Genomic DNA, 18509 nt, shown 5'->3' with positions numbered 1-18509 from the left:
TAGCTAAAATTGTCCACGAATGGTGCCAGGCACCCGAATTTCCACCGCTCTCGCGTGGGCTTCGAGGCCTTCGAGGCGAGCTAGGGCAGCGATTTTGTGGGCATTGTTCATAAGTGCGGTCTTGCTATATGAAATAATGCTTGATTTCTTTGTAAAGTCATCAACGTTTAATGGGCTTGAAAAACGGGCGGTTCCGTTGGTTGGTAACACATGATTTGGGCCGGCAAAGTAATCGCCGACGGGCTCTGAGCTGTATGGTCCTAAGAAGATCGCACCTGCGTGGCGAATTTGCCCTAACAAGGCCATTGGCTCTTCGGTCAGAACTTCTAAGTGTTCAGGTGCTAGTTCATTAACAACATCGACTGCTTCATCAAGATCCTGAGTGACGTAAATGACGCCATAATCACGGATTGAAGCTTCGGCAATCTCTTTACGTGGTAGCGTGGCTAACTGTTGTTCAACTTCAAGCGAGACGGCTTCAGCTAGTTGAGTTGATGGTGTGACCAATACGGCTGAAGACAACCTGTCGTGCTCTGCTTGTGATAAAAGATCAGCTGCTATATAAGATGGGTTTGCTCCTTCGTCAGCAAGAACAACAATTTCACTTGGGCCAGCGATCATATCGATGTCCACATGTCCGTAAACCGCACGTTTGGCTAACGCGACATAAATATTACCTGGACCAACAATTTTATCAACAGCTGGAACGGTTTCAGTTCCGTAGGCAAGGGCAGCAACAGCTTGGGCTCCGCCCATTTTATAAATGTATTCTACTTCTAATTCGTTAGCGGCTACCAATACCCCTGCTGGGAGCGTACCATCTTTACCTGGTGGTGATACCATAACAATCTTTTCTACCCCAGCAACTTGAGCTGGAATCACATTCATCAAGATTGACGATGGGTAGGCCGCAGTTCCGCCAGGAACGTAAACGCCGACAGAATCTAGCGGTGTAATTTTTTGTCCGAGGATCGTTCCATCTGCTTCTGTTGCAAACCAAGACTCGCGCTTTTGACGTTCATGGAAGCGGCGAATATTCCCCATTGCCTCGCGAAGCGCAGCAAGTACTTCGTCATCAATTTGTGCGTAGGCGGCTTCTAATTCTTCTTTTGTCACGCGAAAATTTTCTAAAGAAGCTCCATCAAATTTTTCCGTTAGGGAACGGACGGCAGCGTCACCTTCACGGCGAACAGCGGCGATAATTTCTTCGACGGCTTGCTGCTGAAGAGCTGTTCCTTGGTCAATGCTTCGTTTTAATGAGACTTTCTCTGTTACTTGTTCAATTCTCATTCGTCTTCCCCCTCAATCACGGCGGCTAAGCGCTCGACAACTTCGTCAATGATGACATCTTTCATCCGGTAACTTACTGGGTTCACGATTAAACGCGAGGTAATTGGCACGATTTTCTCTAGTTCTACTAATCCGTTTGCTCGCAATGTTGACCCAGTTGAAACAATATCTACAATACGATCGGCAAGGCCAATTAGTGGCGCTAGTTCGATCGAACCGTTCAATTTAATTATCTCTACCTGCTCACCTTGTTCACGGAAGTAGGTAGAGGCTAGGTTCGGATATTTCGTTGCGACTTTTGGTGCAATATCATTGTTTTTTTCATAGGTCGGTAGAGCTGCAACCGCCATGTAGCACTCGCTAATTTTCAAATCTAGCACTTCATAAACGTCACGCTCTTCTTCAATCATCGTATCTTTGCCGGCAACACCAATGTCGGCAACGCCGTGCTCCACATAGGTAGGAACGTCCATCGGTTTGGCGAGGATAAAGCGCATCCCTGCTTCTTCAGCATCTATAATCAGGCGGCGATTGTCCTCAAACTCAGGCGGGAGATTGTAGCCTGCTTTACGAAGAAGCTCAACAGCCTCTTCAAATATACGTCCTTTTGGCATTGCTACTGTTAACATTTAGTTATCCCCCTTTCCATTTTTACCGATGCAATAAATGATATCTTCAAAGCCTTCAGAAAATACGTCTACGTCCTTCACTCCAGAAAGGTCTTGCAAGATTACCGCAAGCCCTTCTTGACGCTTTTCTTTGGCAAGTTCAATCGCATCTTTCCGACGTTCGTTTGAGTAGATGATACAAGTAATTGGCTGTGTCTCACCTTTTACTCCAAGTGCTTTGATAAGTAAGTCTAAACGAATTCCAAAACCGGTCGCTGGAGCCGGTCGGTTAAACTTTTGTAGCAACTCATCATAACGACCTCCAGAGGCAATCGGTGTTCCAAGGTTATCACTATATGCTTCAAAAACTGGACCTGTATAGTAGCTCATATGCATGACCAGATTTAAGTCTAGTTTGACAAAATCAGTGATACCGTAACAGTCAAGGACACCTAGTAGTTTTTCTAGTTCTTGAACTGCTTTAATGCCTTTTTCCGTTGTCACTAGCTCTTTCGCTTCTGCTAGCTTCGAAAACTCACCACGTAGGTTCAAAAGTTGTAAAAGTCGAGTTTTATCAATTGACGATAGTGGCAAGCTTTTCACGTGCTGACGGTAGCCGACGTAATTCTTTTCATAAAGGAAACGGCGTAGTGTGTCGGTGCGTTGCTCGTTACCGACGATTTCTAGTAAAAGCGCATTGACGTAACCGACGTGACCGATCGCGATTTTGAAATGTGTAAGGCCTGCTTTTTTTAAGGTAGCGATCATTAATGCAATTACTTCGCCGTCCGCACTATTAGAAGCATCACCAATTAATTCAACGCCAATTTGCTCGAATTCAGCTGGGCGCCCTCCTTCGTCATGCTGAGCGCGGTAAACATTCGCATCATAGGCTAATCGTAGTGGTGTGCTGACATCTTTTAAACTTGAGGCGGCAAGTCTAGCAATGGGTGCTGTCATATCCGGTCGTAGCACAAGTGTATTGCCCCGTTGATCTAAAAGTTTAAATAACTGCTGATCCAAAATGGCTGATGCTACACCAACCGTCTCATAATATTCTAACGTCGGGGTTTCAATCGGTTGATAGCCCCAAAGCTTTACTTCCTCTGTCATTCCTTGGCGGATCTTTTGTTTTGCTTCATACAAATTTGGGAGCGTATCACGCATTCCAATTGGCTTTTCGAACATAAAAGGCTTTGTCATCTCTCACACTCCGTTCAATGGTTCGTTTATTTTTACTTTAGTCTGCTAATATAATAAAGTATTCTAAAAATAGAATACACTCCATGAGGAAACCCGTCAACCTTTTTGCATAAATATTTCTAGTATGTGTAGGTCGGTGATTTGTACTAAATTTTTAAAAATTAAAATAGTACAACTTTAGAGTATACTAGTTTTGAAGGAAAAAAATGGAGGTGTTAATTTGGAAGCAACGATTGAAAAACCCATTTTACGAAAACGAAAGTGGGTAAAAATCACAGTCTGGTCTTTATGTGTTCTCTTATTTCTACTTATTCTTGCGGTTGGGACAGGCTATTGGTTTGTCACAAGAAGTCTTCCTTCTGTTAACGGAACCGTCTCGCTTGCAGAGCTAAATGAGGAAGTAACGGTGATCCGTGATGAACGCGGTGTCGCGCAAATCCAAGCAACATCGTTAGAAGACTTATTTTTCGTCCAAGGCTATGTGACTGCCCAAGACCGTTTGTTTCAAATGGATATGACGAGGCGGTTAGCAGGTGGGCGTTTGTCTGAAGTAATCGGAAAACAAGCACTAGATACGGACCGGTTTTTTCGGACATACGGGATGCACCGGACGACTGATGCTTTAGTATCGATGTTTAATGAGGAAACAGTGAAAATTGTGGATGCTTATGTAAGCGGTGTCAACCAATACATGAACGATGCGTTCTCTACTGGAAAGTACCCGGTGGAGTTTCGAATTTTAGGCTATCAGCCAGAGCCGTGGACCGCCGAGGATACAGCGCTAGTTGTAAAATATATGGGTTACACGTTGTCAGGAAATTTCCGTTCAGAATTAGAGCACTATCGTATGATTAATGTTCTAGGCAATGTCGATGCGCCAAATTTATTTCCAGAGTTTCATATTGATGACAAGTTTCCTACGATCTATCAGGTAGCGGAAACCTCTCCTTTTTCAATGGAGGAACTTGAAAAACTAACGACGTTTGCACCACCTGAGCACAATGGCAGTAACAACTGGGTGATAAGCGGCAAGTATACAGAATCAGGTTTCCCAATGGTGGCAAATGATCCGCATCTGGGCTTTGCGATTCCTAGTGTTTGGTACCAAACACATCTACAGTTGGATGGCGACTTTCATTCAGTTGGTGTAACTGTACCTGGAGTTCCTGGGATAGTTCTTGGTCATAACGAACATATGGCATGGGGAGTTACGGCTCTATCTGTCGATCAGGAAGATTTATTTTTAGAGAAAGCTCACCAAACGGATAAAGATTTATTTTTATTTGATGGTGATTGGGAAGAAGCTACTATTTTTGAAGAGGCAATCAAAATTAAAGGTGAGGATGAGCCATTTGTTGAGCGCGTTCAAGTCACAAGAAATGGCCCGATCATTAATAATGTTCTAGAAGGCGATCTATATGACGCGATTTCGCTTCGTTGGACAGGGGCGGAAGCTGGAGAAGAACTAAACGGAATTATGCGTTTGAACCGTGCCACAAACGTTGTTGAATTTTCTGAAGGGCTGAATGGCTTTGTAACACCGGCATTAAGCTGGGTGTTTGGTGATCGTGATGGAAATATCGGTTATCGTGGACAAGCTCTAATGCCAATACGTAGCAATGGTTCAAATGGGTTGGTACCTGTTCCTGGATGGGATCCAGACTATCAATGGCAAGGATTTATTCCAAATGAAGAGCTGCCGCAAATTACTAATCCAGAACGTGGCTATATTATCACAGCCAATAACAAGCCTGTTGATGATGAATATCCTTATGAAATCGGCCGAAGCTTTTATCCTTATCGTGCAGAGCGATTAACGGAAATGATTGAGGAGACGATTGCTTCCGGTGAGCTGTTTACGGTTGAAAAAATGAAGCAAATGCAAACGGACGTGTTAAATACTCAGGCACGTAGTTTACTGCCGATTTTACTTGCTGCTGTTAATCGTTCTGAGGGTACATCGCCTCTTACCAATTTAGAAAAAGATGTGATTCAGATGTTACGAGAGTGGGATTACGAAGAGACGGTTGACTCTGGTGAAGCCCTCGCTTGGAACAAATGGTACAACTTACTTGGTCCAGCTTTGTTTGAGGACTTATTAGGGTTCCCTTACAATCATAATCTAGTCATCTATCAATTGGTGAAAGAAGCCGATGCTCATCCAGAGCACTTGTTGTTCGGTTCACTTCGAGCAGGTCTTCATCGTTCGTTAGATGAGTTGGCAAGAGAGACATTTACTGAGGCTGTTGAAACTGTTGTCGAGTTGCAAGGGAAAGATCCAACAAAGTGGGCATGGGGCAAATGGCATGTGATGACGATCGATCACCCGTTAGGCTCAGTCAAACCGTTAAACCTCGTATTTAATGTTGGAAAATGGGAGCTAGGCGGAAGTGGCGCAAACCCAATTGCCAACTCCTACAACCGAAAAACTGGTAAGGTAACACATGGTGCTGGCTGGCGCTTTGTTGGCGACTTAGGTTCTACGGATGCGATGTATGATGTCGTTATGCCTGGACAATCCGGACAGCTATTTTCACCGCATTACTATGACCAAGTTGATACATGGGCTGAAGGAAATTTGTATCCAATGGTCTATCATAAAGAAGAGTTGAAGGGGAAAAATGTTGTGAGGTTTTTACCTAAAGCTAACTAGTTTCTGAGAGAGCGTGAATTGCGCTCTCTTTTTCAGTGCTTAGAACCGATAAAAGGAGGCGGACAGGTTCAATGTCCCCTAGAAACTATTTTAAAGTGCGAAAGCGACTACGCATCTTTTTGATTTTAGAACTTGTAAATTTTACAGTTCTAGGAAAAAAGTCAGAGAAATACATATGAAGTAATACTTAGAAAAGAGGTGAAAAGTCATGGGAGTTCGTTTAATTAAAATCTCAGTCGTGTACTTTGTCATTGGTGTCTTACTTGGCTATTATATGTCTACTGCTCATGCTTATAATCTAACACCAGTCCATGTACACATTAATTTGTTAGGCTGGACGTCTCTAACGTTAGCTGGGATTTTGTATGTCTTATTTCCTAATCTTGCTGCAACAAAACTTGCCAAAGCCCACTTTTGGCTACACAACATCGGCTTGCCAGCGATGATGATCGGCCTAGCATTTATGGTTTATGGGAACACATCGTTGACATTTGCGACGATTATCAGTGCAAACTTAGTCACGTTGGCAGTAATTTTGTTCGCAGTGAACATATTGATGAATTTGAAGGAGAAAACAGAATAATAATCAGGTTAGAGGTTGATTTTTTAAGGAGATCAACCTTTTTTTGTTGTAAAGGGGGATTTGACTCTAATTGATTCATGTGTTTTAGATCTACAACCTAGTAATTCGATCTATTGAATGGTTTTTTCTATCAAATGAGAGGTTTTTTCTATCAATTAGAGGACTTATTCGATCATCTAAATCTGCAATAAGACATCTTACTTGTCCCCTTGTCACAAACAACCTGGTTATTCTATCAATTTTTTGTATTTTTCGATCATTTGGTTAAGCTTTTCTATCATTTGGCGAGCTTATTCGATCATTTCAAGCACTTATTCTATCATTCACCTTCGTTATTCGATCATTTGCCCTAATAACACGGACAGAGGCAAGACAAGGGACCTGTCCCCCTGTCTCCCCTCATAAAAAATAACCATCACAACTCACTGTGATGGTTCTCTTATGATCTGCATTGGGTTGCCGCCGACAAATGCTCCGGCTGGGACATCTTTGTGAACCAACGAACCGGCAGCAACTGTGGCTCTGTCACCAATAATTACTCCAGGTAAAATCGTTGTATTTGCCCCAATCATTACTTCGTCGCCGATTATGACTTCACCTAGACGATATTCCCCTACTAAATATTCATGGGCTAAAATTGTCGTGTTGTAGCCAATCACCGTATTTTTGCCTATGCTAATTTTTTCAGGAAACATGATGTCCATCATCACCATTAAGGCGACAGCAGACTGTTCGCCAACCTTCATTCGTAAACATGTCCGATAAAGCCAATTTTTAAAAGGAATGATCGGCGTGTAACGTGCGATTTGAATGATGATGAAGTTTTTCATTACTTTTAGAAAAGGAACGGTTTTGTAAATTTGCCAAAGGGAATTTGCACCTTCAACAGGATAACGAGTCGTTCGTCTAGCCAAGGGCATCTTCTCCTAAGTAAGGCAGCAAATCAGACATTGTTTCAAGCATTACGTCTGGGTTGTAGCCTTCTAAAAACTCTCTTCCTTTAATTGTCCAAGCAACAGCTGCTGTTTTTGTACCTGTATTTTTTCCACCAAGCACATCGTACTGGCTGTCGCCAACCATAATTGCTTGTTCAGGAGTTGAATTTAATTGGTTTAAAGCCTTTAAAAGTGGTTCTGGATCAGGCTTTACCTTTTCGACATCATCAATCCCTACTAGTACAGGAAAGTACTCTTCAAGTCCTGTTAACCTCAAGCCCATTCGAGCTGTGTCTGAGCGCTTTGTTGTTACAACAGCTAGCTTATACCCTTTTTCATGTAGGGCCTTCACTGTTTCCTTCACCGTACCGTACTCCTCTACTAACTCATCATGCTTTTCATGATTAAATGTGCGGTACATATCAATCATTTCGTCAACCTTTTCAGGGTTCATACGACTAAACGTATCATGTAACGAAGGTCCGATAAATTCAATAACCTTTTCTCTCGTATACTCATTTGGATAATAATGATCCAACGTATGGATAAACGAAGCAATAATTAACTCGTTCGTATTAATTAACGTACCATCTAAATCAAATAACACCGTATCTATTTTCATAACAAACTCCTTTTGTAATGTAGAATTCAGAATTAAGAATGTAGAATGGTTTTGAAATGCCTAGAAGCTTTTCCCGCACAATTCATAATTCATAATTTATAATTTATAATTAAAATTTTTCATTCTACATTCTACATTCTACATTCTACATTCTACATTTAAACTACATTCTTCTCTTCTATTTTCTCATTTTTCTCAAGCCGGTTCCAAACAAAGGCTACGAGCATGGTTAGGACGATAGCTGTCACAAGTCTAATCAGGAACAGCGGCCAGATCGGAATGCCTAACGGGATAAACAGTAAGGTGTCCTCGATGACAGCATGGCAGGCAACTAAGAAGATAAAAGCTAGATATAAGTCTTTCTTTTTCACACCATCTTCTTTAACGGCTTGAATCATCACGCCTGCACCATAGGCTAGCCCAAAGACTAATCCAGCTGCTAAAGTCGTTGAAGTGTTCTCTTTCATTCCTAACATTCTTGTAAAAGGAGACATCGCTTTTGAGAACCAGTTGAGCCAGTTTAGATCTTTCATAATTTGAATCGCTACCATGAGTGGGATTACGATAAGGGCTAATTGAAACACCCCGAGTGTTGCACTCTCAAGCCCTTGATAGAGGATTTGTCCCCAACCGCTGACTTCCGTTGACGGTGCTGATACTAACCCATATTGTGCCTGCTCTCCTCCACCATCCCAGAAAAAGTTGATGACCGCCGCAGAAAACAGTGCGAGTCCAATGCGAACTGCGAGTACGACTGACATCCGAATTCCAACTTTTGTGGCGACCGCAGATTCAACTAATAAATTATGAGAAAAGGAAAGCATCACTGCTAAAATAAAAACCTCTTTAACCGTTAAATCTAAGGTTAGTATGGCACCAATGGCCGCATATAAATTCAGGATATTTCCTAAAACTAAAGGTATGGCAGCTTCTCCTGACAAACCAATCAAATTCATAACTGGTGAGAGAATTTGAGCAAGCCATGTTAACAATGGAGTATGGCCAATTAACGTCACCAAAAGGGTTATCGGAAAAATGATTTTTCCTAAAGTCCAAGTTGTCTGTAAACCTACTAGTAATCCCCTTTTTATACTACCCAAAATCTCTCACTCCTTATTTGGACTTCTTTTTCTTAGCTTTCTTTTGCTCAGGTTCTGCATCTAGATAACGGATGTCTGCTAGACCCATTTTGTTGCGATAAATAATTAGGACAACTGCAGCAATAATTGAAACTAACGAAACTACTTGAGCCGTTCTCAGCAAATCAAACATCATTAAACTATCTGTTCGTAAGCCTTCAATGAAAAACCTTCCGAATGAATACCAGATCACGTAAAATAAGAACATTTGACCACGACGAAGATTTACGCGACGTAAATAAATTAATAAGGCAACCCCTAGTAAACTCCAAAGAGATTCATATAAGAACGTTGGATGATAGTGCTGACCGTTAATATACATTTGATCAATAATGAATTGCGGGATAAACAAGTTTTGTAAAAATCCCGGATCAACCGGACCACCGTGAGCCTCTTGGTTCATGAAATTTCCCCAACGCCCGATCGCCTGACCGAGTAAAATACTTGGTGCTGCAATATCAGCCAGCTTCCAAAAGGAAACCCCACGTTTTTTTGCAAAAATATAACCAGTAATTAATGCTCCGATTAAACCACCATGAATTGCTAAGCCGCCTTCCCAGATCGCAAAAATTTGCCCTGGGTTTTGGCTATAGTAATCCCATTTAAATAGAACATAATAAAGCCTAGATGAAAGAATGGCGATTGGGATCGCCCATAATAAAATGTCAGCAAACAGGTCATTAGGCAAGCCACGCCTTACTGCCTCACGGTTTGCGATAATGTACCCTAAAAATGCCCCAAAACCAATTATCAGACCATACCAATAAACCGTGAGAAACCCCAAGTCAATGGCGACTGGGTTTAAAGGTTGAATTTGAAAAATCATAGTTTAGCACCTCTTCTTTTAAATTTTGAATTAAGAATTTTGAATTGCCGGCATCGAAGCTGTGCTCTAACCATAATTCATAATTCATAATTCATAATTCATAATTCACAATTCACAATTCCTAATTATCTTCTAAATTTCCTCTTTATCGCCATCAGTAATGACGTTTGATAATCTAGCTGAAAACTCTTCGGCAGCGTTAATCCCCATTCGTTTTAGACGGTAATTCATGGCTGCAACCTCGATAATAACGGCCAAGTTACGTCCAGGACGAACAGGTACCGTAATTCTTGGGATGTCTGTATCAAAAATACGCATCATCTCTTCATCAAGCCCTAGACGATCATAAGCTTTGGTTTGATCCCATAATTCAAGATGAACAGTCATCATAATTGGCGTAAAAATCCGAACAGCACCCGCTCCAAATAACGTCATAACATTAATAATTCCTAATCCGCGAATTTCCAATAAGTGACGAATTAATTCCGGAGATCTCCCAATTAACCCATCATGTTCTTGGCGAATTTCAACAGAGTCATCAGCGACTAGACGATGTCCACGTCGGACTAAGTCAAGTGCCGTTTCACTTTTCCCGACTCCACTAGAACCAGTAATTAACACACCAATTCCATATATATCAATCAAAACACCGTGCACGGCTGTCATCGGTGCTAGCTCACTCTCTAAATAGTTAGTTAGAGTACTACTTAATCGTGTAGTCGTTAGACTAGAACGCATGACTGGAACACCAACTTTTTGAGAAGCCTCCAGTAGTTGTCGTGGTACTTCAATGTTTCGTGAAAGGATGATTGCAGGTGTATCGTATGTACAAAGACGTTCCATCCGGTCGACTTTCTCCTCATCTGAAAGTTGATCAAAAAACGTTAACTCTGTTTTCCCCAATAATTGCACACGTTTTGCCGGATAATAGTTAAAATAACCGGCCATTTCCATGCCAGGACGAGAAATATCACTCGTAGTGATTGGCCTATAAATTCCCTCTTCACCACTTACCAATTCAAGCTGTAATTTTTCCATTAACTGATGTGCTGTAACTTTTGCCACGAAAAACGTCCTCCATTCTTCCTACAAATGCTTTTGTTTCCATACCACTATTTTCACATCTAACTGTTGACTTATACATTTTACCATAACTAATAAATAAGTAAGTATTATTTAGTGTGCTGAAGTAAGTTGTGGCTGTTGAAAAGCAGCGGTTTATGACCCCACCAAGCTTCAGTGAATTGATCCAACCAGCGATTTATTGCTTGTAAGTAAAATATTCAGACTTTAACATAAGAATTGTTCATGGTTATTGCTGGAATTTCTATGAACAATAAATTAGATAAACATAGGGGGAAAATTCAATGAGAATTTTCAAAAAAATTCATTTAGTACTTTTGCTGTGTTTCGTTTTAGCATTAGCAGCATGTACAAGTAACGAAGAAACTGCTGGAGGTAAAAAAGGTGGAGATTTAGTCTTCCTATTGGCTTCTGATGCACCAACGCTTGATCCACACGGAAGCAACGACACAGCAACAACGAATGCGACGTCACAAATTTTTGAAAGATTAGTAGAGTACGATGAGAATGGAAAATTAGCTCCGGCTCTTGCAACAGAATTCAAACAACTGGATGAACTAAATTGGGAATTCAAATTACGACAAGGCGTTAAATTCCATGATGGAACTGACTTTAATGCAGAAGCTGTAAAAATTACATTCGATCGTATTTTAGATCCTGAATTCGCATCTCCACGTGTAACAGTAGTCAACATGATTGAAGAAGTCATTGTGAAAGACGAATATACTGTTGTGGTGAAAACGAAAAATCCGTTCGCCCCACTTGCAACGCACTTAGCACATAACGCAGGTTCAATTATTTCACCGAAAGCAATCCAAACCGAGCGTGACGGCGGTTTAAAAGTAACCGAAAATCCAGTAGGTACTGGAGCTTTTAAATACGTATCTTGGGAAGCAGGTAACGAAATTAAGTTTGAAAGATATGAAGATTATTGGGGAAATAAAACAAGTGTAGATACTCTCACAATCAAAATTGTTCCTGAGCAAGCAACACGCGTAGCAATGCTTGAAACTGGTGAGGCTCATGCGATGTTGGTTGGTCCTTCAGATGTTAACCGTGTTGAACAACTTGCTGGTGTAACAGTGAATAGAATTAAGAGTACTCGTATGGACTATGTTGGTTTCAACTTAGGTAAAAAACCGTTTGACAATAAAAAAGTACGTCAAGCGATTTCAATGGCTCTTAAAAAAGAAGATATTGTTGATGGTATTTTAGATGGAAATGGATTAATGGCTGTCGGTCCTCTTGCTCCACTAGTGACCGGATCTTCAACAGATCTTAATCCACTTGCTTATGATGTTGAAGGCGCGAAAGCATTACTAGCTGAAGCTGGTTTCCCAAATGGATTTAAAACAACTTTAATGGTTGATGACGGGAACAAAGAGCGTACGGATATCGCTGAGTTAGTTCAATCACAGTTAGCACAAATCGGTATTGAAGTAGCGATTGAAAAAATGGTATGGGCTACTTACCTAGAGAAAACAGCAGCAGGTGAACACGAGATGTTCGTTCTTGGTTGGACAGCAGTTACAGCTGATGCAGACTATGGTTTATATGCACCATTCCATTCAACTACTCACGGCGGCCCTGGTAACCGTACCTTCTACTCAAACCCTGTAGTTGATGACCTACTAGATAGAGCACGTCAAAGCACAGACCAAAATGAGCGAAACGATCTTTACAAACAAATCTCTGAAATTTTAGTCGATGATGTACCAATGGTATTTACTCATCACCAAGACTTTAACTTCGCAACAAACGGGATCGCTTCTGGTGCATTCTGTAACTTTAATGGAACTCCATTCTTTAAGGATGTTGTTTTAAATTAATAAAAAAGTCGGACTCTCGGGGTCCGACTTTTTTTGTCTATTTATGCCGGAAAGAGTCGCTTGGTATTTATTGACATAAATAAGTCTATTTTGTTACAATTCTATTACACTTGTAACAATTGTAATATTTTGATAATGGTGTAAAGGAGGAGAGTACGCTGAATATCATTCTTACAGAAACTAATAAACCGAAATATAGACAGATTGCAGAACAGCTCGAACAGCTAATCATGAACGGAACTATCCTACCAGGATCTTTTTTACCAACGAATCGAGAGTTAGCAACTCAGCTGAATGTAGATAGATCGACCATCATTAGTGCCTATAATCATTTAACTTCGATTGGTCTCATCGAATCCATTCCAAGAAAAGGCACAATTGTTAAAGAAACTATGTGGGGATTATCCTTAAAAGACTTATTTACTTGGAGCAAAATTAAGTCTCGCAACTTCACACCAAGTGACCCTCTCCTTCTAAGATATAAAGAAAATCTCTCTAACCCTCATGTTTTAAATCTTTCGGATGGTATAGTCACTCCCGAAGATTTAATGCCTGAAGGAGTATATAAAGAAATTTTACAAAGCATCACAAATACATTTAGGTATGATAAAGAATATGGTGAAGAGTTTAAAGATGTCTTATTAGAACACTTAGATAAGCATTGCGGGATACGGGTACGTAAAAATCAAGTCATCCCAAGTGCCGGTATACACAAATCGATTAACTTAGTTGTCAGCAGCTTGCTAAACGAGGGGGATACGGTAGCGATTGAGTGCCCATCATGGCTCTATTCTACTAATATTTTCTCATCAAAAGGCATTCGAACCGTGAAGCTTGATATCGAAGAAGAAGGAATTGATCCGGAGCAAATTTATCAGTTGTATAAGCGGCATCGGATAAAAATGATCTTTGTCAACCCTACTTTTCAGTCACCATCTACATCCGTTCTAAGCGTGCAAAAGAAAAAAAGAATACTAGAAATATGCAAAGAGTTAGAAATAGGAATCGTAGAATACGAGGCATTCAGAAACCTTTCATTCTCAAGCAGAAAAAAACTATCTCCAACATTATTTTCACTAGATGAAGAAAATCAAAGTGTCATTCATATTGCGGACCATGGTGATTTATCTTTTTACACCTTATGTGAAATCGGCTGGATTTTAGCTCCACAGATGATTATCGACATCATTAATGACTCCACGTTCCAGCAAAGACTTCAACCACAAAATATCAACCTAGCGATGGCCACCGAATACTTAGGAACTGGTTTATGGAAAGCCCGAAATCAGGATTTAAAAATAAAATTACATGCTCGTTCCAAGATTGTACTGAATACATTAAAGAAATATAATCAGAATTCAACTTTTAGTTACGCTATCCCACAGGGCGGTCATGAGTTATGGTGTAAAATAAACAAACCGATCAATGATAAACAACTATTTGAGAAGTGCTTGCAGCATGGTGTGCTGATCTCTCCATCAGGGATTTATGGCAAACCCAATGAAGGGTATGTTAAGCTATCATTTGCCCTATGCCCCGCGGACATTTTAGAAGAAGGAATTCGCAGGTTTTGCGAGACAGTGATTGAAGCTTAGAATTGGATCATTTTTTGGTTTGGACTGTAAAATTCGAGTTTGGACCGTAAATGCTCTAGTTTGGACTGTATTTTTGAGTTTCGGACTGTAATGGAGTTCTGTCAAGAAAGTGGACATAAATAATTGGAACTTTTTTAGGCGGTAACCTACCGCACTTCGTTTGGTGGGGTGTTAAAAATGATTACTCAAAAACATGACTAATCACTTTTAACACCAAATGGACCATTTATGAGACAGAGTTACACTCAACTTGACTATGTTTTCTCTCAAATTGGTTAGGAGAACAATACCCTAAAGTTGAGTGTTTCCTTCTCTCATTATAAAAACCACCAATATAATGATTGATTGCCTTTACTGCTTCACTACGTGTCTTAAATCGTCTTCGATGAACTAAATCTTTTTTCAAACTTGCATGAAAGGATTCAATGCATGCATTGTCATAAGGATCTCCTTTTCGACTCATACTAATTTGAATTTCATGCTTATTTAACAGATCAATATAACCATTGGAACAGTATTGAGAGCCCCGGTCTGAATGATGAATTAATTGATCTGTAGGTTGTGGCTGCCTGGATACAAGAGCCATATTCAAGGCTTGTATTGTAAGTTCTTTCTTCATATGTGCTTCAGCTCTCCAGCCGACTATTTTTCTAGAAAACAGATCCATAATGCTGGCTAAATAAACCCAGCCTTCTAGAGTCCAAATGTAGGTAATATCAGAGACCCATACTCGATTGGGTTCATCTACATTAAATTGACGCTTAACCAGGTCAGGGTAGACGTTTAAATCATGATTAGAATCTGTAGTCACGACATACTTTTCTTCAGGTATAGCTCTTAGACCCATTTCTTTCATCAGGCGGGCTACTGTTTTTTCTGAGATAGTATATCCCCATTCAACTAGATCATCATGAACTCTAGGGCTTCCGTAAGTACCCATGCTTAGATGATAAGACTTTTTAATCTTTTGTTTAACTTCTTCTTTGTAGGTCTCCTTCTCAGATTGAACACTACTATTCTGCTTATCTACCCACTTATAAAATCCACTTGTGGAAACTCCAAGTACTTTGCACATCTTCACAACAGTATGTTCATCTCTATGAGCAAAGATGAAGTTATAGATTACATGGGGTTTTTCGTGAAGATGTGCATTGCCTTTTTTAATATTTCGTTTTCCTCTTTCAATTTTTGGAGTTCTGCCTCGTGTTGTTTCTTTAACTTTTCTAACTCTTTTGGGGTAATATACTCTTCTTTTGAACTACTAGTATTACGTCTTTGTTTAAAGTCTCTAACCCAATTCCCAACAGTAGAATGGGAAATCTCTAACTCATATGACAGTTCTCGAATTTTTCTACCTTCTTCTACTATTAGTTTCGCTACATAATCTTTATATTCCTGATCATAATGTTTCCCCATGTGAACACGTCCTCTTAAATGATATTTGTATTATACTTTATATCCATTTTTACGTGTCCACTTTTTAGACTAACTTTAGTAAATGATTGCGTTTGGATTGTAAATGCATATTATAGCTGATAAGTGAGCTAGAATATTATCTTTTATCGTAAGAACAACTCTAGTTTCACTAGCTAGTTTCTATTTTTAAAGAAAATAAACTCGTAAAGTACGTTTGGACTGTAAATTTCAATTTTGGATCGTAAATACTCTAGTTTGGACTGTATTTTTTAGTCTCGGACTGTAAATGACCGAGTTTGGACTGTAAATGCTATTTATAGTTGATAAGTGACCTGGTATATTATCTTTATCGTAAGAACAACTCTAGTTTCACTAGCTAGCTTCTATTTTTAAAGAAAATAAACTCGTAAAGTACGTTTGGACTGTAAATTTCAAGTTTGGATCGTAAATACTCTAGTTTGGACTGTATTTTTTAGTCTCGGACTGTAAATGACTGCGTTTGGACTGTAAGTGCTTTTTATAGTCGTTAAGTGAGCTAGAATATTATCTTTTATCGTAAGAACAACTCTAGTTTCACTAGCTAGCTTCTATTTTTAAAGAAAATAAACTCGTAAAGTACGTTTGGACTGTAATTTTCAAGTTTGGACCGTAAATGCTCTAGTTTGGACTGTATTTTTGAGTTTCGGACTGTAAATGATTGCGTTTGGATTGTAAATGCATATTATAGCTGATAAGTGAGCTAGAATATTATCTTTTATCGTAAGAACAACTCTAGTTTGACTAGCTAGCTTATATTTTTAAAGAAAATAAACTCGTAAAGTACGTTTGGACTGTAAAATTCGAGTTTGGACCGTAAATGCTCTAGTTTGGACTGTATTTTTTGATTTCGGACTGTAAATGACTGCGTTTGGACTGTAAATGCTCTTGCCAGTCGAAAGATACCAGTTCGCTACCACTTTTTCATATGAAGATTAAAAAAAAACGCTCAAATATGAGCGTTTTACTTTTTTTGCATCGGTTTCACAACAAAATTATTAATGAGCATGTTCAATAGACTAATAATGATGGAAGCTATGATCGCCATGCCAAAACCGGAGATTTGGAATGCGTCCCCCATGAGAGCTGCTGTGATCATTAGGGTGATCGCGTTAATAACGAACAAAAACAGTCCAAACGTAACCACCGTAACTGGCAACGTTAAAATCACGAGGATTGGTTTGATCAAAACATTGATAATGGACAACAACACACTTGCGAGAATTGCTGCTGAGACACTTTCTAAATAAAAACCTTCAAAGTAGCCTGCGACGACGACTAGCACGACACTATTGACGAGGAGATGTATAAGCCAACGCATCTTAGATTACATCCTGTTCGTTAGGGATTAGAAATGTCGCGATGAGGTATGCAATTGGCATTGTCAGAAATGCAGTTGGGATGATTAGCAAGATAAATATAATCCTAACGACCGTTGGATCAATATTAAAATATTTCCCTAAACCGCCACATACTCCTGCTAATTTTCGGTCGTGTTGTGTCCGATATAACCTTTTCACTTTCATCTATCCCCTTATTTATTCATTTTGAATGGTAATCGAGCCAGTTCTTGCTTCTGCTTCTACGTAGAAGACTGGTTCAACACCTTTGTTTGCCACGAATGTTACATATTTATTAACAATATCTTTTTTCTCATCTAACACTTCAAGCTGCGGTAAGTCGCACGTAAAGCCGCCAACAACCGTTTTGAATTCTCCCTCTGTTTTCATATCAGCTGGAATCGTCATTTCAATACTACCCGTTGTTGTCTTTAAGTATGCTTTCCCTCTTACTTTTTCCGTTAGCTTATATTTAATTGTACCATTTAATGTTTCCACATCAACTTCGCCACCATTGGCTGCTAGATTTACCGTCCCATGAACCGTTTTTGCTTCAACTTTCTCGGCTTCAACTTTATTGACAGTGATAGCTCCATTTACTGTTTCTAGTGACACCTTTGTACTTGTCAATTTATCAAAGGTAATACGTCCGTTCACTGTTTTTGCTTCTAGCTCCAGAGCTTCGATTGCTTCTCCATTAATGTGACCGTTAAATGTGTACAGTTTTACTTCTTCGTAATTTTGGCGAGGAATATAGAATGTCGCATTAATCTTTAATGATTTTTCGCGTGAGTTAAAACGAAGCTTATCGTCAACTACGTTAAATGATACTTCATCTAAAAAATGTCGTCTAGCTGCTTCCACTTCTTTTTCACGGTAAACCTTCACCTTACATTCCACACGAACATCGTTTTCATCCCAAGGAACAAATTGAACAGAACCATTTTCAATCGCAATGTCGACTCTCTTGATATTGCTTGCATGGTGGTGAAAAATATGATCAACATCAACAGAATTGCCGAAATTTAAGTCTAAGTCGAACTCTTTAATTTTTTGTATCGCTTGCTCAACAAAGTCAGTAAATCGGTTGGTAAACGATGGTTGACTATATTTGCCGCGGTAGTCTCGGCCATTTTCCCAATCAACATCGTTAGAGAGAAAAGTCTTTGTCTCCGTCTCTGGCTTTTCTGTTTCCCCTAATTGTTTAAGTAAGGCTAAACCTTCATCTGCAGTAATTTTGCCGTCATCAATCATTTTTAAGATCATTTTGCGCTCTTCTTGCATCTTAAAAACCTCCTCTAATTTATCTTATCTTTATTTACGATGCTTCGTAAAAAAAGTTTCATCTACT

At 39.7% G+C, this 18509-nt stretch carries 17 protein-coding genes; 4 read left to right on the top strand and 13 right to left on the bottom strand.

Annotated features, from left to right (window positions below):
• Positions 1-3 precede the first annotated feature (3 nt).
• From hisD to DS745_RS09560, 3 genes are read right to left on the bottom strand one after another with little or no spacing between them, the layout of a single operon-like run.
• A complete protein-coding gene (gene hisD / locus DS745_RS09570) occupies positions 4-1290 on the bottom strand; it encodes a histidinol dehydrogenase (protein ID WP_129078030.1) in 1287 nt (428 codons plus the stop codon).
• Complete coding sequence (hisG, locus tag DS745_RS09565) at positions 1287-1919, bottom strand: ATP phosphoribosyltransferase (RefSeq protein WP_129078029.1); 633 nt, start codon at positions 1917-1919, stop codon at positions 1287-1289. The genes hisD and hisG overlap by 4 nt, the downstream gene beginning before the upstream one ends.
• Positions 1920-3101 (bottom strand): ATP phosphoribosyltransferase regulatory subunit, encoded by a 1182-nt coding sequence (locus DS745_RS09560; protein WP_129078028.1) that lies wholly within the window; start codon positions 3099-3101, stop codon positions 1920-1922.
• Between the two features lie 220 nt (positions 3102-3321).
• On the opposite strand from DS745_RS09560, the gene DS745_RS09555 reads away from it, so the two are divergent.
• Positions 3322-5754: a penicillin acylase family protein gene (locus DS745_RS09555; protein WP_161568223.1), complete on the top strand. Its 2433-nt coding sequence runs from the start codon at positions 3322-3324 to the stop codon at positions 5752-5754.
• Between the two features lie 208 nt (positions 5755-5962).
• On the top strand, positions 5963-6337 hold the full coding sequence (locus DS745_RS09550) for a cytochrome-c oxidase (protein ID WP_129078026.1): 375 nt from the start codon (positions 5963-5965) through the stop codon (positions 6335-6337).
• Between the two features lie 422 nt (positions 6338-6759).
• On the opposite strand, the gene DS745_RS09545 is transcribed toward DS745_RS09550, so the two are convergent.
• The 5 genes from DS745_RS09545 to hprK all read right to left on the bottom strand — a co-directional run bounded on the left by DS745_RS09545 (position 6760) and on the right by hprK (position 10924).
• On the bottom strand, positions 6760-7251 hold the full coding sequence (locus tag DS745_RS09545) for an acyltransferase (RefSeq protein WP_241657775.1): 492 nt from the start codon (positions 7249-7251) through the stop codon (positions 6760-6762).
• Positions 7244-7894, bottom strand: coding sequence for a pyrophosphatase PpaX (gene ppaX / locus DS745_RS09540; protein WP_129078024.1), 651 nt, complete (start codon positions 7892-7894; stop codon positions 7244-7246). The genes DS745_RS09545 and ppaX overlap by 8 nt, the downstream gene beginning before the upstream one ends.
• Before the next feature lie 158 nt (positions 7895-8052).
• Entirely contained in the window at positions 8053-8994 is a 942-nt protein-coding gene (locus DS745_RS09535) for a nucleoside recognition domain-containing protein (protein ID WP_129078023.1), read from the bottom strand.
• Between the two features lie 13 nt (positions 8995-9007).
• The gene (gene lgt / locus DS745_RS09530) at positions 9008-9859 is read right to left on the bottom strand and encodes a prolipoprotein diacylglyceryl transferase (RefSeq protein ID WP_129078022.1); all 852 of its coding nucleotides are present in this window, start codon (positions 9857-9859) and stop codon (positions 9008-9010) included.
• Positions 9860-9991: 132 nt separating this feature from the next.
• Positions 9992-10924 carry an HPr(Ser) kinase/phosphatase gene (gene hprK / locus DS745_RS09525; RefSeq protein ID WP_129078021.1) on the bottom strand — a complete coding sequence of 311 codons (933 nt, stop codon included), beginning with the start codon at positions 10922-10924 and terminating at the stop codon, positions 9992-9994.
• A gap of 302 nt (positions 10925-11226) precedes the next feature.
• Here hprK and DS745_RS09520 point away from each other — a divergent pair, with 302 nt between their 5' ends.
• Positions 11227-12771 carry a glutathione ABC transporter substrate-binding protein gene (locus tag DS745_RS09520; protein WP_129078020.1) on the top strand — a complete coding sequence of 515 codons (1545 nt, stop codon included), beginning with the start codon at positions 11227-11229 and terminating at the stop codon, positions 12769-12771.
• Positions 12772-12929: 158 nt separating this feature from the next.
• On the top strand, positions 12930-14366 hold the full coding sequence (locus DS745_RS09515; RefSeq protein ID WP_338324537.1) for an aminotransferase-like domain-containing protein: 1437 nt from the start codon (positions 12930-12932) through the stop codon (positions 14364-14366).
• A gap of 226 nt (positions 14367-14592) precedes the next feature.
• Here the strand turns inward: DS745_RS09515 and DS745_RS09510 are convergent, their stop codons facing one another.
• The 5 genes from DS745_RS09510 to DS745_RS09490 form a co-directional block, all read right to left on the bottom strand.
• Complete coding sequence (locus DS745_RS09510) at positions 14593-15489, bottom strand: IS3 family transposase (RefSeq protein WP_241657731.1); 897 nt, start codon at positions 15487-15489, stop codon at positions 14593-14595.
• Positions 15489-15782, bottom strand: coding sequence for a transposase (locus tag DS745_RS09505; protein WP_129077324.1), 294 nt, complete (start codon positions 15780-15782; stop codon positions 15489-15491). The genes DS745_RS09510 and DS745_RS09505 overlap by 1 nt, the downstream gene beginning before the upstream one ends.
• 1000 nt (positions 15783-16782) lie before the next feature.
• Positions 16783-17139 carry a phage holin family protein gene (locus DS745_RS09500; RefSeq protein WP_129078018.1) on the bottom strand — a complete coding sequence of 119 codons (357 nt, stop codon included), beginning with the start codon at positions 17137-17139 and terminating at the stop codon, positions 16783-16785.
• A 1-nt stretch (position 17140) separates the two neighbouring features.
• On the bottom strand, positions 17141-17344 hold the full coding sequence (locus DS745_RS09495) for a PspC domain-containing protein (RefSeq protein WP_129078017.1): 204 nt from the start codon (positions 17342-17344) through the stop codon (positions 17141-17143).
• A gap of 12 nt (positions 17345-17356) precedes the next feature.
• The gene (locus DS745_RS09490; protein ID WP_129078016.1) at positions 17357-18442 is read right to left on the bottom strand and encodes a DUF4097 family beta strand repeat-containing protein; all 1086 of its coding nucleotides are present in this window, start codon (positions 18440-18442) and stop codon (positions 17357-17359) included.
• Positions 18443-18509: the final 67 nt, after the last annotated feature.

The sequence above is a fragment of the Anaerobacillus alkaliphilus genome, from assembly GCF_004116265.1.
In the GTDB taxonomy this organism is placed as follows: domain Bacteria; phylum Bacillota; class Bacilli; order Bacillales; family Anaerobacillaceae; genus Anaerobacillus; species Anaerobacillus alkaliphilus.
Note: the sequence above shows the minus strand (reverse complement) of the source record. Positions and strands in the feature narration are given on the sequence as shown.